Genomic DNA, 16048 nt, shown 5'->3' with positions numbered 1-16048 from the left:
GACCGTTCGAACCGACGACGACCCGGCCCGGCGTTCATCGCGTTCGACGGGCACAGCGGCACCCGGACCAGGCTTTTCCGGCGTTCCGCCGGTTCCCGAGCCCTAGCCCTGTCCGGGTGTTCCGACGCCCTTCACCACCGCACGATCCATGAATCCGAACAGATAGCCCGCGACCCGCCGCATCTGGATCTCCTCCGCGCCCTCGGTGATGCGGTAGCGGCGGTGGTGGCGGTAGATGTGCTCGAACGGCGTGTAGCGGGAGTAGCCGAGGCCACCGTGCACCTGCATGGCGCGGTCGGCGGCTTCACAGCAGAGTCGGTTGGCCCAGTAGTTGCACATCGAGACCTGCTCGGACACCGCGAAGGTGCCGTATTCGTCCATCGACCAGGCGGTTTTGTGCACCAGCGCACGCAGCATCTCGCACTGGGTGTGCAGTTCGACCAGCTGGAATTGGATGGCCTGGTTGGACGACAGCGGTTTGCCGAACGGTTTGCGCTCGTTGGCGTAGGCGACGGCACGGTCCACGCAGTATTGCGCGGCGCCCAGGCTGGACGCGGCCTGCCGGATGCGGTTCTCGTTGAAGAAATGCTGGACCACCGCGAGGCCGCGTCCTTCTTCACCGAAGATCGCGGAGTTCGGCACGCGGACGTCGGTGAGAGAAACCCGGGCGTGGTCGGTGGGCATATTGAAGGTCCAGAGATATTCCTCGACCGTGAAACCCGCCGCATCGGTCGGAACCAGGAAGGCCGTGATCCCTCGGCCGTCGCCCGCTTTCCCGGAGGTGCGGGCGAAAATGAGGTCGGCGTCCGCGATGTGCACTCCGGTGTTCCAGGTCTTCGTGCCGTTGATGACCCAGTCGTCGCCGGACCGGACAGCAGTCGTTTCCATATGCGTTGCGTCCGAACCGTGTTCGGGCTCGGTGATACCGAAAGCGAAGAACTGGGTTCCCGCGGCCAGCCCGTCCACCCACTGCGCTTTCTGCTCGTCGGAGCCGTAGGCCAGCATCAGCAGCAAACCCACATTGTTCGCGACGATCGCGTGCTCGTTCTGCAGATCGCAGTGCAGGCCGAGGCCGCGCCGGGCCAGATGTTCCCGGATGATCGCCATCCCGAGATTGGAGCCGTCCCGGCCACCGAATTCCTTCGGGAACGCGTAACGGTAGTGGCCGGCGGCGTCGGCGCGGCGCCGGGATTCGGCCAGCAACTCTTCCCACTCGGCGGTGGGCAGGCCGCCACGCTCCCAGTCGGTGCGGGCGTCCTCGCGGCGATGGTCGAAGAAGCGGATGTTGTCATCGGCCTGCTCGAGGGGTTCGATTTCCCGCTCGATGAATTCGTCGAGTTCGTTCAGATAGGCTCGCAGCTCGGCGGGCAACTCGAAATCCACGGTGTCTCCTATGCTTTCGCTGCGGGGCGGATCTGCATGAGCAGATCCCATTCGATCTCCGAGACACGACGCCCGCTGGCGGCCATGACGATATCCCGGACGGTTCCGTCCAGATGGGCGGCCGCCTGCTGGGCGAGCCCGGCACCCCAGTACAGGGTGCCCATCACCTTCCACCAGCGGAAACGGTCGAGGTCGAAGGTGCCGCCCGCCTCCTCGTACCCGGCCACGAAGGTGTCGCGGTCGGCGAACCCGCCGAATTCCTTGCTGTCCTCACGAAACCGCCACATGCGCAGGGCGGGCCAGGCGACGTCACGCATGGGGTCGCCGAAACGCTGCGTACCCTCCCAGTCGAGCACGGCCTGCAACCCTTCCTCGCTCACGATCAGGTTGCCGTTGCGCATATCGGTGTGCACGAGCGCGGGCCGCGGTGGCGGTCCCGGAAGCCGTTTTTCCAGCCAGCGCAGCGCGAGGGAGAACACGGCTCGGTCGTGCAAGAGTTCCCCCACCACCGCCGCTACCTCGGCGAGATGTTCGGCGGCCGGGTCGGCACCGGCCGATGGCACCGATTCCGGTGCGGCGGCCGGGTCGATACTGTGCAGCCGAGCCATGGCTGCGCCCCACTGCCGAGCTGTCTCGGCCGCGTTCCCGGCAGCAGCGAGGGTTCGCAGAACCCGGCGGGGCACGGTGTCGCCGTCGATATGCTCGGAGACGAGGAACGGTTCACCGACGTACGCGGTATCGGTGCAGGTCGCGACGATGTCCGGGACGGGAACCCCGTGCGCACGCGCCAGCTCCCGGACGCCGGCCTCGGCCTCGACGGGCATGAGTTCGACGGCGGGCGGCACCACCGTCGCGACCAGCCGGCGCGGTGTGCCGCCGGCGGTGGCGGTGAAGGCGATATTGCGCCGCCGCGCCCCCGCGGAAAGAAACTGGAACTCGGAGATGGTGACCTGGTCACCGAATTCACGAGTGAGGAAGTCGGCGAGGCCACGCTCCGCTACCGCCTCCGGGCCTGACTCGCTCATTCGCCCTCCCAGCTGTCGTAGCCCGGTTTGGCGATGGCCAGATCCGTCCGTACGACCTCGGTCAGGGCCTGCCAGAGTGCATCTTCGTCACCGGCCGGAACGGCGTCGAGCAGTTCCTTCTCCCGCGCGGCCGCCGCCGGCCCGAACTCGACCTCCCGGCCCAGGATTCGGGCCAGATTCGCCCCGACCCGCGCACGATGTTGCAGGTCGGCGGGCAGCGCCGGGAGCAGGGTTTCCTCCAGCAGCTCGGCGAGTGATACCAGCAACTCCGCTGCCGTGGGTCTGTTCTGCACTACGACTCACCTCTCCGGATTCCGGTGCCGCGCGATACAGCGGCCCGTTCCACGGCCACCTGGCTGGAGTCCACGATCCGACCTCCTTGTCGTCCACGGGCACGGGATGAGACAAACAGTAGAGGATGTTCTCATCGTCGCACCAGGGGTCCGCGAGAGGCTCTTCGAACCAACTGATCGGCCACGGCCCGTCGGCGCGGGTATCGCGGATATCGACACGGCCGGACAGCGCACGCGGCCGGTACGTCTACGCCGAGCGCGTTCCATCAGCGCGCCCCCGCACAGTCGCGATCCGGTTGTCATGCGGATCGGGGGCCCGAGCGCGGCGGTGAATCTTGTTCTGCAACAGCAGATTAGGCGACCCGCCGATTCACCCCGTGCACCGTCGGCGCGTCGTCACACCTCACCGAGCCGAGTCCCCCGTCAGATACTCGCCTGCACCCATCGAACGGGGTACCCGAGCACTTCCCGACAGTCGCCTCAGGACCGCCGAACCTCGTAGAGGTTGTTGAAGGGATTCTCCAGCGGCACACGGCGAACCGCGGTAAATCCGGCCCGCGTGCACAGTTCCTGCGCTTTCGCCTCCGGTAGTCCGCAGGTGCCGAGTCCGGCACCGCCGCCGGAGAGCGATGACGTCATGCAGTAGGTGACGCTGAGGCCGTAGAACACCGTGGCCAGCGGCCCTTCGTTGTCCTCGTGGCGGTCGGCACAGTTGATGTCCAGGCAGATGTAGATACCGTCCGGCCGTAGCGAACGGTGGATTCCCTGCAGCAGCCCGAGTGGATCGATGGCATCGTGGATGACGTCGAAGGTCGAGATCACATCGAACTGATCCGGTAAACCGTCGACGGCGTCGGCGCGTTCGACCCGTACCCGGCCGGACAGGCCGGCGGCGGCGATCGCGGCGCGAGCACGCTGCACCTGCGGCTCGAAGAGGTCGTAGCCGACGAAGCGGCTCTCGGGATACGCCTCCGCCAGCCTGATCAGGGCCCGGCCGGAGCCACACCCGACATCGGCGTAGTCGCAACCGGCCGCCAGCCGCGCGGCGACCTCCGGCATCCCGGGAATCCAGTCCTGCAACATGAAATTGTCGAACCACCCGGCAGTGAACCGCTCCATCCCTTCCCAGAAGTCCGGGCCGTACCGTTCCTGGCCGACACCGCCGCCCTCGCGGAACACCCGCCCGAGGTCAGCGATCGGTTCCAGCAGGCCACCGACCATCTGATACTCACCACCCAGAAATGCCGGGCCGCCCTCCAGGGCCAGCACCATGGCGTGTTCGGGCGATAGTTCGTACCGGCCCGCCGCCTCGTCGTACCGCAGATAGCCGGCCGCGGTCAGGCCCCGGAGCCATTCGGCCGCGTAGCGCCTGTCGATACCCCGGCGTTGCGCCAGTTCTTCCGCGGACGCGGGCCCACGGTCGGACAACTCGGTGAACAGGCCGAGCCGGTCACCGATGTGGCACAGAACCACCGTGAACATCCCCGCCAGATCACCGATCGCCTTCTCGGCGAACTTCTCGACCTGGGCTTCGTCGATTGTCGGTGTTGCCATTGTCCACACCTCTCGAGGTCGGATCGGGGACACAGTGTGCTGGATGTCGTGAGTCCACTATGGCCCGCGGGCGGGGGGAAGTTACCCCCACCGAGAGTCACGATCGACGATCACCGATTGCAGGACGATTACGACAGACGACGTCATGCAGATGCCGCGAGGACAACCTCGGGTTCGCCCACTGCCTCCACGCGGCCCCCGCGCAGCTGCACGCAGTGGTCGGCATGCCGGGCGTCCGCACGATCGTGGGTGGCGTGGACGACTGTGGTCCCGGCCGCGGCGGCTTCCCGGACGGCCGCGGTGATGGCTTCCTGAGCGGCGGCGTCCAGCCCGGTGCTCGGCTCGTCCAGGAGCAATACGTCCGACTGCTGGGCCAGTGCGCGGGCCAGCAGTACACGTTGGCGTTGACCACCCGAGAGGGTGTCGAGTCTGCGGTGCGCCAGGTCGGCGATATCCAGCCGGGTCAGGCACTCCGTGACCACGGCCCGGTCGGCTCGGGTCAGGCGGCGCCACAATCCGCGATGCGCCCACCTCCCCATGGCTACCGTTTCGCCGACGGTGATCGGCAGGGTCGGGGGTACGGCCTGCTGCTGGACCACCAGGGCCGGACGTTGCTCGCCGGACTGAACGACCGATCCGGCTGTCGGGCGGAGGATGCCGGCGAGTACCGCCAGCAGGGTGGATTTACCGGAGCCGTTGGGGCCCATCAGCGCGGTGACCCGGCCGCCCGGCAAGGTCGCGGTGACCTCGCGCAACACCGGATTGCCCGGGTATCCCGCTGCCAGCCCGATGATTTCGATATCCGCCGTGCGCATACTGTGACTCCCGCAACTAACTTGTAATGACAATCGTTATCAGTTTACAGTCTTGGATCATGGATTGGCTGATCGACCCGTTCGAGGTCTCCTTTGTGCAGCGAGCCCTCGTGGGTGGGTTGCTGGTCTCGTGTCTGTGCGCACTCGCCGGAACCTGGGTCGTGGTGCGCGGTATGGCATTTCTCGGTGAAGCGATGGCACACGGCATGCTGCCCGGGGTGGCCGCCGCCGCGCTGCTCGGCGGGAATCTGCTGTTCGGTGCGCTGATCAGCGCCTCGGCCATGGCCGCGGGGGTCTCGGTACTCAGCCGTAACCGCCGGTTGTCGACCGATACCGGGATCGGGTTGCTGTTCGTGGGGATGCTTGCGACCGGGGTGATCCTGATATCGCGGTCGCAATCGTTCGCGGTGGACCTGACCGGTTTCCTGTTCGGCGATGTCCTCGCCACCCGGCCGCGGGACCTGGTTTTCCTGCTGGCGGCGCTGGCGGTCGCGCTGGTGATCACGGTGGCGGGGCATCGCGCCTTCGTCGCGCTGAGTTTCGATCCACGCACCGCGCAGACGTTGGGGCTGCATCCGCGCGGCGCGCAGATCGCGCTGCTGGGGTTGCTCACACTGGCGATCGCGGCGTCGTTCCATATCGTGGGCACGCTGCTCGTCCTGGGTCTGCTCGTCGCTCCCCCGGCCGCGGCGACCTACTTCACCCATCGGATCCCACGAATCATGGTGCTGGCAGCCGCTATCGGCGCGTTGTCCACCGTGCTGGGCCTGCTGGTGTCCTGGCACGCGGGCACAGCGGCCGGAGCGACGATCGCCGCGATCGCGGTCGCGATCTTCTTCGCCGCCGCCCTGGTGGCGCGGATCCGCACGGCAGCGCAGGCCCGGGCCGGGCGGTCCGGAAGCGGCCCCGGCGCGAGCAGTACCGACACAGAAGGTCCCGGCGCACGCGATTCCGGCACCGGTGATCCTGGTGTGGGCCTCCCCAGCACAGGCGATTCCGGCGCACAGGCTTCCAGCTCGGTATCTCCCCGCCCAACGCGTAGGAAGACCAGGGTGTGGCGCGGGAAAGCCGTGGCGCGTGCGTCGCTTTCCGCGCTGCTGCTGATCCCGGTCGCCGCGTGCGGTAGCGAGGAACCGGCGGACGAGCCCGTGCCGCACGGGTATGTCGAGGGTGCCGAGGAGAGCGCGAGCGCCCAGCCGCGGCTGGTGATCGCCGACCGGGAATCGGGTGCGGTCCGGTTGCTCGACCTGGTGACCGAGGAGACCATCACCTTCGACCAGGTACCGGGTATCGCCGGAATCGCCGGGGACGGGCGGTACGCCTACCTCGCCGCCGGGCAGCAGACCGCGGTTGTCGACAGCGGCAGCTGGGTGGTCGACCACGGCGACCATGTGCACTATTACCGGGCGCAGCCGCGCCGGGTCGGCGTTGTCGACGGTGCTGTCCGCTCCGCACACAGCGATACCGAGGTGGCGGCAGCAGTGCTCGGCTCCGGCGCCACCGCGCTGACCGATCGCAGCGCGCTCGACGCGGGCGATCTGCGGTCCGGGCCCGTGGTGGACGGCACCGCAATTCCCTACGGTGGGCATCTGCTCGTCGCGCCGAACGGGTCGGACCGGATCGAGGTCCGGAGTCGCGCGGACGAACCGGTACGGACACTGGCGCCGGCCTGCCCGGATCCCGGCGGGCATACGGTGACCCGCCGCGGCGCGGTGTTCTCCTGCGCCGACGGCGCCCTGCTGGTCACCGAACGCGACGACGAGTTCACGGCCGAAAAACTCCCGTACCCGCCCGGCACGACAGGAAGTGCGGACGAGTTCTTCCACCGGTCCGGCAGTGATGTGCTGGTCACGGTCCGGGACGCGCGCGTGCTGGTTCTCGATATCGGGCGCCGGTCCTGGCGGTCGATCGGCACCGGCCCGGTAACCGCCGCGACGACGGCGGGCGCAGGTACCGCGATTCTCGCGCTGGCCCCGGACGGTGTACTGCACGCCTACGACCCGGAATCCGGCGCGGAGACAGCCCACAACCGGGTGCTGCCGGGGTCCGTGGACCCCGCCGCGCCGCCGGTCCTGCTGGTCGACGCCGACCGCGCCTACGTCAACGACCCGGCCGGCCGGGAGATCCACGAGATCGACTATGCCGACGGGCTGCGGGTGGCCCGCAGTTTCGCCCTCGATATCGACCCCGACCTGATGGTGGAGACCGGCCGATGACAACAGTTCTCCGGCTCTGCGCCGCACTCCTCACCGGCGTTCTCGCCCTGACCGGCTGCGGTACAACCGATTCCGGCGGCGCGGGTGTCGTGGTGACCACCGATATCCTCGGCGATATCACGCGGGCCGTCGTCGGCGATACCGCCCCGGTGACGGTGCTGATGCCGCCCGGATCGGATCCGCATTCCTTCGCGCTGTCCGCACAGGAGGCGGCGGTACTGGACGACGCCGATCTCATCGTCGAGAACGGACTGGGCCTCGAGGAAGGTTTGGCTCGTCATGTGACGTCGGCCGGAGAATCCGGGGTGACAACGCTTTAGGTGGGCCCGCAGATCGACCCGCTCCCCTACCGCGCCGGTGACGCCGCCGGCACCCCGGACCCGCACTTCTGGACCGATCCCCAGCGGGTCCACCGGGCGGTGGAGGTCATTCGCGATCGGGTGATCGAATCGGTGCCGGATATCGATGCCGCCGCCGTCCGCGCGAATGCCGACCGGTACCTCACCGAACTCGACGGACTCGAGCAGTGGATGTCCGACCGCTTCGCCACCGTCGCGCCGGAGCGCCGCAAACTGGTCACCAATCATCACGTATTCGGTTATCTCGCCGACCGTTTCGATTTCGAGGTGGTGGGCGCCGTGATCCCTGGCGGGACCACCCTGGCCTCACCGAGCGCCGCGGACCTCGCCGACCTGGCCACCGCCATCCGCACCACCGGCGTCCCAGCGATCTTCGTCGATTCCGCCCGGCCCGACCGTCTCGCCCAGGCTCTCGCCGAACAAGCCGGTGTGGAGGTGCGCATCGTCGGATTGCATTCGGAATCGCTGACCCCGCCGGACGGCGGCGCGGCCACCTACCTGGAAATGATGCGCGCCAACACCACCGCGATGGTGGACGGCCTGGCGCCCGCATAGCCACTCGACGCTGCGATATTCCGCCGCCGCAGCCGGCACGAAGAAAGATGATGAGGGAGCGTTATGCACAATCGGTCGGGTACGAAACGGGCGGCGGCGCTGTCCGGGCTGCTCACCGCGGTCGTCGCATTGAGCGGCTGCGGTAGCGATTCCGGCGCGGAAACGTCGATCGCCGATCCGCTGGCGGTCACCTACGACGGCGGTATCCACCTGCTCGACGGCGCCACCCTGGCCCGGGGCGGCGGCGTGGAACTGACCGGATTCAACCGGGTCAACCCGGCGGGCGACGACCGGCATATCGTCGTCTCGACGGGCGAACGTTTCCAGATCCTGGACGCGGTGGCGGCGCAGTTCACCGAGATCGAATTCCCCGCGCCGAAACCGGGTCACGTCGTCCGTCATGCCGGGCGCACCGTGCTGTTCGCGGACGGCACCGGCAAGGTGGTCTCCTTCGATCCCGCCGATCTCGCCGGCGGTGCACCGGAAACGCGCGACTACCAGGCCGCCGAACCGCATCACGGTGTGGCGGTGGAATTGGAGAGCGGTGAACTCGCCGTCACGCTGGGCACCGAGGAGGAGCGGGTCGGGCTGGCGATCCTGGACGCCGGCCGCCAGGAGATCACCCGCAGCGAGAAATGCCCCGGCGTGCACGGTGAGGCCACCGCGGCCGGTGACACCCTCGTCGTCGGATGCCAGGACGGTGTGCTGGTCTACCGGAACGGCAAACTCACCAAGGTCGACAGTCCGGATCCGTACGGCCGGATCGGTAACCAGGCCGGCAGCGAGGTCTCGCCGATCGTCCTCGGCGATTACAAAACCGACGAGCACGCGGAACTGGAACGCCCCGAACGGGTCTCGCTGATCGATACGGAGAAGGGAACGCTGCGGCTCGTCGATCTGGGCACCAGCTACACCTTCCGCTCGCTGGCCCGCGGCCCGCAGGGCGAAGCGCTGGTACTGGGCACCGACGGCGCCATCCACGTGATCGACCCGGTCGCCGGCACGGTGACCCGGTCCATCGATGTCCTGGACCCGTGGCTGGAGCCGATCGACTGGCAGCAGCCACGACCGGCCCTGTTCGTCCGCGAGGGGATCGCCTACGTTTCCGACCCGGCCACCAAGCAGATCCACCGGGTCGAACTGTCCTCGGGTGCGGTGACCCAGTCGGTGACCCTCCCGAATATCCCGAACGAGCTCAGCGGCGTGAGCTCCTGATCGACCGAGCCGCTGCCCGCTGACCCTGGTCTGCGCCGCGCGGGACGGATCCGGCAACATGAGGCCGGGGCCCGTCCCGCGCTGCGGCGCGCTGCTGACCACGGGGTGCACAATGGCAGCATGACAGCGGGGTCGGTGGAGCAGCCACGGCACCACGCCGCGGGCGGCTGGCAGCCCGCGGCCTCGGCAACCCTGCACTGCCTCACCGGCTGCGCCATCGGTGAGGTACTCGGCATGGTGATCGGCACCGCCCTGAGCCTGCACAATGCGGCGACGGTCGTGCTCTCGGTGCTGCTGGCATTTCTGTTCGGCTATGCGCTGACCATGCGCGGTGTCCTCCGGGCCGGCGTCGGCCTGCGCCGGGCACTGCGGGTGGCGCTCGCCGCGGACACCGTCTCCATCGCGGTGATGGAGACGGTGGACAATCTGATCATGGTCGTGGTTCCGGGCGCGCTGGACGCCGGGCTCGCCAACTGGCTGTTCTGGGGCTCGCTGGTCTTCTCGCTCGCGATCGCGTTCGTGGTGACAGTGCCGGTGAACAAGTGGATGATCGGCCGCGGCCTCGGGCACGCGGTTGTCCACGAATACCACCATCACTGAGGCCCGTGCACCCGCCGCTCCGACTGGTTCGATCGCCACCTCGGCGGGCCCTGCCCACCCTAGGCTGGTGGGCGACGCGACGAACGACTGGGGTGCGGATGTCCGAAGTGATCGGTAAGGGTGCGAATACGGCCTTGCGGGGCGGACGGTTACGGATATCGGCGACGCCGGCCGGGATCGACCTCACCGTGTTGTGCCTGCAAGAGAACGGGAAGGTGGGCAGCGACGACGATTTCGTCTTCTACAACCAGCCCGTCTCACCGGATGGCGCGGTGCGCCTGGCGGACGGCGCGATCTCGATCGACCTGGCCGCGGTCACAGCCCCCACCCACCGGCTGGTGGTCGCGGCCTCGGTGGATACCGGATCGTTCGGGGCGATCGCGCTCGCGGTGCAGATCGCCGAGGAAGGCGGCGGAACCTACGATCTGCCCATCACCGGACTGACCTCGGAGACCACGGTGCAACTCGCAGAGGTGTACCGGCGGGCGGGCGCATGGAAACTGCGCAATATCGGCCAGGGGTACGCGTCCGGGCTGGCGGGGCTGGCCACCGATTTCGGTATCACCGTCGACGACGAACCCGGCCCACCGGCACCGCCCACAACCACTCCGCCCACAGCGGTGCCGAGCCCAGCGGCCCCCCGTGCCGCCGCACCGGCCGGTGCCGATCCACCTGGTCAGAAGTTCGGCCCAGCACCTGCCCCCGGATATCCGCCCGCCGCGGCCACACCGGGATACCCGCCGCCGTTATCCGCGGGGTCTCCGCACGCTCCGGCGACGGGCATTCCACAGTCCGAAGCCGCGTCGGCTCCGGGTGGGGTGCCCGGGTCCGCGTACCCTGCCGCGCCACCGCCCGGGGTGAACTTCAGCAAAGGCGCGGTCACGCTGACCAAAGGCGCCGGCCCGGTGCTGCTGGAGAAGGCCCCGCTCGTACGGCTACGGGTGGCGTGGGCCAGCGGGACCGACTACGAGGCCTACGCCCTGGTCGTCCTGACGGGTGGAAAAGTGGTGCACGTGGCCACTTTCCCGGCCGCCGGCATTCCGGCTAACCCGCAGCACGGCGATCTGGTGCGCCATCTCGGCGACCGCGGTCGTGGCGATGTCCGGCGCGGCGGCGGTACGACGGAGGAGATCATCGAGGTGCGGTTGTCGCCCGAGATCGTCGCCGTCGTCCCGGTGGCGTACTCGGCGATCAACAATGGAACCGGTTCGTTCCACAAGTACCGAGTGACGCTGTCCATCGAGAGCGGCGCGGATACGGTGACTATCCCGGCCGACCAGGCGAAGAAATCGAGCTGGATCTTCACCTGCGTCCCGGGGATCGTGTACAACCGGCCCGAAGGCGTCCTGATCGAACGCCTCGAGCTCTACAGCCGCCGCTTCTCCGAGCACCGCCCGGCCGCGACACTGCAACCCGACGGGCGGGTCGAGGTGCGGATGGACAAGGGGCCGGTGAACCAGTTCAAAGTCGACCGGACCTAGCGACGCAGTCCGGTCGGGCCGCTCGGACCCGACCTGCTGCTCACGCGGTTCACGGACCTCGGGGCCGATGCGGGCACAGCCGCCGGCGCGGAAGCCGTCGTCACGCCCACGGGATGGTCGATCGCAGAGGGAGATTCCCATGCTGCGGAGCTACAGCTCACCGGACAGTGCGGCGGCCGGAAGGCCCCCGCCGCCGGCCGGGACCGGCGACGCGAGAGGATCGTGCCGTGACAGGTTCCGCTGGACACCCGGAGTTCACCTACGCGGAGGTGGGCGGCACCCGTGGCCCGTTGCCCGCCGGCTATCACCATCTCCGCGTGCGGCGCCGGCTCGGCAACGGACGCACCGACTTCCGGCGATTCGGCGACGCCGTTCTCGCCTATCGGATGCAGCGCGGCCTGCACCTGCTCGCCGGCGCAGACACACCGTCCGCGGAACCGGGGGCGGGTGTCACGGTCCGGTTCGGTATCGGCCGGATCGGGCTGACGGCACCGTGCCGGGTCGTCTACGTTGTCGACGAGGACGACCGCCGCGGCTTTGCCTACGGCACCTTGCCCGGCCATCCCGAATCCGGTGAGGAGCTGTTCGCTGTCGAGTACGACCGCGCGACGGACGCGGTATACGGCGTGGTCACCGCCTTCTCACGGCCCGCAACCTGGTACACCCGACTCGGCGGGCCGGTGAGCCGTGGGCTGCAACGCCTGGCCGCCGAGGGGTATCTCGCGGCCTTGCGCCGCACCCCTCGCGAACCGGACGACGGGCCGGCCGTACCGTGATCCCGGACCGACCGGAGCGCAGCGCGAACCGAACCTCTGTCCTTTCAAGTATTGCAATCATTGATGAACAAGCCGTTTCGCTATAAACTCGCGGGTATGGTGCACTTTTCCGGCCGGAAGCGGCTGTCGTGACAGGCCCGCGGCGTGGGCGGGTCACCCAGCACCGGGTGGCGCAGACCGTTGCGGACGAATTGCGCACGCGAATCCTCAACGGCACCGACGATTACCGGCTGCCGACCCAGGAGCAGCTGGTCCAGGAATTCGGCGTCTCCTACCCGTCGATCCGCGAGGCCATCCGGATTCTCGAAACCGAGGGCCTGGTCACCGTGCGCCGCGGCAATGTCGGCGGCGCGGAGGTGCACCGGCCGGACGAAACCTCCGCGGCCTATCACCTCGGGCTGGCTCTGCAGGGCGGCCGGGTGACATTGCGCGATCTGGCCTCCGGCCTGCAGATGCTCGAACCCATGTGCGCGGCCGAATGCGCCCGGCGCGAGGATCGCCTCGAGGTCGTGGTGCCCGCGCTCACCGAGAACATCGAGAAATCGCGGGATCTGGTGGACGACGGGGTCGCCTTCACCCAGACCGCCCGCGAATTCCACGACCTGGTGGTGTCGTTCACCCCGAATGCCACGGTCCGCTATGTGGTGAGCAGCCTGGTCGCCTTGTGGTCGGCACAGGAGGAGGCCTGGGCCGAGGCGTTGACCGGCCGTGGCGAATACCCGTCGCGGGAACAGGCCCGGGCCGCGGTGCGGACCCACCAGAAAATCGTCGACGATATCGCCTCCGGCCAGGCCTCGGCCGCCGAACACATGGCGTGCGCGCATCTGGCGGCCACCCAGGCGCTGCTGCTGGACCGCTTCGACGACGGCATCGTGAACGCCTCGTCCACCATGGCCCAGCAGGCGATCCGCAGCGCCCAGGGGATCCGCCGCTGACCTACAGCCGGGCCTCGCTCGGCATATCGGTGACCGGGCCGCGTTCGAAGGACCGGATCATCGCGTCCTGGGTGAACGACGCGATCAGCCGGCCGCTCTCGGTGCTGATCTGGCCGCGGATATGCGCGGTGCCCGCGCCGACGAAGGTCGCCTCGTGGTGATAGCGCAACCAGCCGTCCCATTTCACCGGGTCGTGGAAGCTGACGGCGATACCCATCGGCGCCGTCGACAGGGTGTGGTGGGCTTGGGCGGTGCCGAGCCCGGGATGCGGGCGCAGCGCCGTCGAAATCGCGAGATGCCCGGTGAAATGAGCGAGAACGGCACGGTGCAGGTCGTCGCGACCGGGGATCTCGTCGTAGCGCAGCCAGGCGTCGACCACGGGCGGGCCCACTTCGTCGGGATCGTTGATATCGGCGCTGCCGACGATACGGACCTCGCGGCCCGGCAGCGGCAGATTATCGGCCGGCACCGCCTCGTCCGGACCGGCGACCGGCAGTCCGGCCGGTTCGTCGCGGCGGATCAGGTCGGGTTGCGGATTGTCCAGTAGCACAGTGCAACTCGTGCGAACCTTCAGCTCCTGGCGGACGGTCACGGCGGCGCCGGCGAAACTGCGTCCGGTTTTGATCGGGGTGACGGTGAAGTCCAGCGGGATATCGGGATCGGCCGCGGAGACGAACAGGGCGTGCGCGGTGCGCACGGTGCGGCCGGGCAGCGCCTTGGTGGCGGCGACAATGCTCTGCCCGAGGATCTGGCTGCCGTCGACCACCCGCCGGCTGCCGCCGTCGCTGTCACCGAGGTAGCGCGCCGGAACCACCGGGTCGGGCCGGACATCGAAGATATCGAGCATCCGATCCATCGAGGATTCCGGTTCCCCCGCGAGACCCGGTGTGTATCCCGCATTCACGCTGTGTCCATGGGGCATGAGCGGGGGCCCTGCGTGGTGACGCTGCGCTACCTCCTCCGGGCCTGACCCGCTCATGCCCGGACCCCCGTGTACCGGCCGCTGCCGATCGTCACCTGGACTACGTTCTGGTCGAATGCGATGTACCCGGCCAGCCGTGCGACGGGCGGATGTGGACGCGGATAGGTCCAGGCGATCCACGGGTGGTCGCTACCGGGCAGGGTCCAATACGAGGCATGGCCTTTGAACGGACAGACCGTATGCAGGTCGACGGCCTCGAGCAGGTCGAGATCTACCGCGTCCGGCGGGAAGTAGACCACCAGGCCGTGATCCTGTTCGTCGACCACCAGGCATTCGTCGCTGGTGGCGAGCACCCGGCCGGCGAGTGCGGCGGTGATCGTATTGGTGCGGGCGAGCAGGTCCACCCGGTAATCGGGGCGGTTCTGATACCCGGAGGGTACGGCCTCGTCGTTCATTGCTGCTCCGAACGTTGCTGCGCCGAATCTCGGCTGTCGCTGATACCGAGCCGTCCGGCGTGATCGTGACGCGCCGGACGGTTCGCCGATCTCACTGTCGCACAGGCAGGTACGCCTCGAGATCGGGGTCCGGCCGGACCCCGAACGACCGCATTGCCATGGCCAGCATCGCGTACGTACCCACCGTGAACACGATATCCATCAGCTGGTGGTCATCGAAATCAGCCGCCAGCACCCGCCAGGTGTCCTCGCCGACCTCGCCCGCTTCCCGCAGTTCGTCGGCCGCCCGCAGCAAGGCCGCTTCCACCGGCTTCCACCCCGGGGCGTCGGGGCCCGCCGCGATCCCGCGGATCTCCTCGTCGGTCAGTCCCGCGTTACCGCCGAGCACCGCGTGCTGGGCCCATTCGTAGTCACTCTCCCAGAGGTGCGCGACCCGCAGGATCAGTATTTCGCGCTGCCGCTCGGACAATGTGGTGCCGTAGAGCAGATGCCCGTTGAACGGGAGGAATGCCATGGTGAAGGCGGGATATCGGGCCAGGGTTCCGAGCAGATTGGTACCCGAACGGGTATTGGCGGGTGCCGGACCGCCGCGGTGCAGCCGGGAGCGGTAGTCGGCGAAGAACGCGCGTAATTCGTCCGACCAGTCCGCGGGTTTCAGCGGGGAAATCCGTTCCATGTCCAGCTCCTTGTCCACCGGTGTATCAGGTTCGCTCACGTATTCCGTCCCCCGTTCACGCCGATCACCTGTCCGGTGATGTATCCCGCGTCCTCACCGACCAGAAACGCACAGGTGGCGGCGATGTCCTCGGGTCGCCCGATCCGGCCGACCGGAGTATTCGCCACCTGTTTGTCGAGATCGAACACCCCGTTGTCCAGTGCACCGCGCATCATGGGCGTTTCGATGAAACCGGGTGGGATGGTGTTCACGGTGATACCGCTGCGCCCGAATTCCAGGGCCAGCACCTTGGTGAGTCCGATCATCCCGGATTTCGAGGACACATAGGCGGCCATACCGGGGACCCCACTGTGTGTACTCGACGACGAGATATTGACGATCCGGCCCCACCCGGCGGCGACCATATCGGGCAACACGACCTGACAGCAGTGGAAGGCACTGGTGAGGTTGGTCGCCAGCACCCGGTTCCAGGTGTCGAGGTCGAGTTCCAGGAAGGGACCGGAAACGGTGACGCCCGCGCAGTTCACCAGGATCGCGGGCGTTCCGAGATCGGAACGCACTTGCGCAACACCGGCTTCCACTGCGGCACGGTCGGCGACATCCACACCGCAGCCGATGGCTGTGCCGCCCGCGGCGCGGATCTTGTCCGCCGCGGTGGTCGCGGCGGCGGCGTTGATATCGAAGACGGCGACGGCGGTGCCCTCCGCGGCGAGCCGACGGCTGATGGCACCGCCGATTCCCGAAGCCCCGCCGGTGACGATCGCGGTGCGGGTCATGACTATCTCCTC

The 16048-nt window shown here is 68.3% G+C and carries 15 protein-coding genes and 1 pseudogene; 7 read left to right on the top strand and 9 right to left on the bottom strand.

Features of this window, described 5'->3' with window-relative positions:
* Positions 1-102: 102 nt before the first annotated feature.
* The 5 genes from ACIA75_RS32540 to aztA form a co-directional block, all read right to left on the bottom strand.
* The gene (locus ACIA75_RS32540) at positions 103-1383 is read right to left on the bottom strand and encodes an acyl-CoA dehydrogenase family protein (protein WP_397110879.1); all 1281 of its coding nucleotides are present in this window, start codon (positions 1381-1383) and stop codon (positions 103-105) included.
* A gap of 8 nt (positions 1384-1391) precedes the next feature.
* Complete coding sequence (locus tag ACIA75_RS32535; protein ID WP_397110878.1) at positions 1392-2408, bottom strand: phosphotransferase family protein; 1017 nt, start codon at positions 2406-2408, stop codon at positions 1392-1394.
* Positions 2405-2701, bottom strand: coding sequence for a DUF6285 domain-containing protein (locus ACIA75_RS32530; protein ID WP_397110877.1), 297 nt, complete (start codon positions 2699-2701; stop codon positions 2405-2407). The genes ACIA75_RS32535 and ACIA75_RS32530 overlap by 4 nt, the downstream gene beginning before the upstream one ends.
* A 480-nt stretch (positions 2702-3181) precedes the next feature.
* The gene (locus tag ACIA75_RS32525) at positions 3182-4255 is read right to left on the bottom strand and encodes a methyltransferase domain-containing protein (RefSeq protein WP_397110876.1); all 1074 of its coding nucleotides are present in this window, start codon (positions 4253-4255) and stop codon (positions 3182-3184) included.
* Positions 4256-4398: 143 nt separating this feature from the next.
* On the bottom strand, positions 4399-5070 hold the full coding sequence (aztA, locus tag ACIA75_RS32520; RefSeq protein ID WP_397110875.1) for a zinc ABC transporter ATP-binding protein AztA: 672 nt from the start codon (positions 5068-5070) through the stop codon (positions 4399-4401).
* A 59-nt stretch (positions 5071-5129) separates the two neighbouring features.
* Here aztA and aztB point away from each other — a divergent pair, with 59 nt between their 5' ends.
* The 7 genes and pseudogenes from aztB to ACIA75_RS32485 all read left to right on the top strand — a co-directional run bounded on the left by aztB (position 5130) and on the right by ACIA75_RS32485 (position 13207).
* Entirely contained in the window at positions 5130-7286 is a 2157-nt protein-coding gene (gene aztB / locus ACIA75_RS32515) for a zinc ABC transporter permease AztB (RefSeq protein WP_397110874.1), read from the top strand.
* Positions 7283-8200, top strand: a pseudogene (gene aztC / locus ACIA75_RS32510) (zinc ABC transporter substrate-binding protein AztC). Before aztB ends, aztC begins: the two are co-directional and overlap by 4 nt.
* Before the next feature lie 63 nt (positions 8201-8263).
* Positions 8264-9415: a zinc metallochaperone AztD gene (gene aztD / locus ACIA75_RS32505; RefSeq protein WP_397110873.1), complete on the top strand. Its 1152-nt coding sequence runs from the start codon at positions 8264-8266 to the stop codon at positions 9413-9415.
* 120 nt (positions 9416-9535) lie between these two features.
* A complete protein-coding gene (locus ACIA75_RS32500; RefSeq protein WP_397110872.1) occupies positions 9536-10015 on the top strand; it encodes a DUF4396 domain-containing protein in 480 nt (159 codons plus the stop codon).
* Positions 10016-10113: 98 nt separating this feature from the next.
* On the top strand, positions 10114-11496 hold the full coding sequence (locus ACIA75_RS32495; RefSeq protein ID WP_397110871.1) for a TerD family protein: 1383 nt from the start codon (positions 10114-10116) through the stop codon (positions 11494-11496).
* Positions 11497-11723: 227 nt separating this feature from the next.
* A complete protein-coding gene (locus ACIA75_RS32490) occupies positions 11724-12272 on the top strand; it encodes a DUF1990 family protein (RefSeq protein ID WP_397110870.1) in 549 nt (182 codons plus the stop codon).
* A 128-nt stretch (positions 12273-12400) separates the two neighbouring features.
* Positions 12401-13207 carry a FadR/GntR family transcriptional regulator gene (locus tag ACIA75_RS32485; RefSeq protein WP_397110869.1) on the top strand — a complete coding sequence of 269 codons (807 nt, stop codon included), beginning with the start codon at positions 12401-12403 and terminating at the stop codon, positions 13205-13207.
* Between the two features lies 1 nt (position 13208).
* On the opposite strand, the gene ACIA75_RS32480 is transcribed toward ACIA75_RS32485, so the two are convergent.
* From ACIA75_RS32480 to ACIA75_RS32465, 4 genes are all read right to left on the bottom strand, one after another.
* Positions 13209-14111 (bottom strand): acyl-CoA thioesterase, encoded by a 903-nt coding sequence (locus tag ACIA75_RS32480; RefSeq protein WP_397110868.1) that lies wholly within the window; start codon positions 14109-14111, stop codon positions 13209-13211.
* Positions 14112-14182: 71 nt separating this feature from the next.
* Positions 14183-14584 carry a DUF427 domain-containing protein gene (locus tag ACIA75_RS32475; protein WP_397110867.1) on the bottom strand — a complete coding sequence of 134 codons (402 nt, stop codon included), beginning with the start codon at positions 14582-14584 and terminating at the stop codon, positions 14183-14185.
* Positions 14585-14675: 91 nt separating this feature from the next.
* Positions 14676-15299, bottom strand: a complete 624-nt coding sequence (locus tag ACIA75_RS32470) for a carboxymuconolactone decarboxylase family protein (RefSeq protein WP_397110866.1) — start codon at positions 15297-15299, stop codon at positions 14676-14678.
* Positions 15296-16036, bottom strand: a complete 741-nt coding sequence (locus tag ACIA75_RS32465) for an SDR family NAD(P)-dependent oxidoreductase (RefSeq protein WP_397110865.1) — start codon at positions 16034-16036, stop codon at positions 15296-15298. Before ACIA75_RS32465 ends, ACIA75_RS32470 begins: the two co-directional genes overlap by 4 nt.
* Between the last annotated feature and the right edge of the window lie 12 nt (positions 16037-16048).

The sequence above is a fragment of the Nocardia sp. NPDC051750 genome (assembly GCF_044453135.1).
Classification (GTDB): Bacteria; Actinomycetota; Actinomycetes; order Mycobacteriales; family Mycobacteriaceae; genus Nocardia.
Note: the sequence above shows the minus strand (reverse complement) of the source record. Positions and strands in the feature narration are given on the sequence as shown.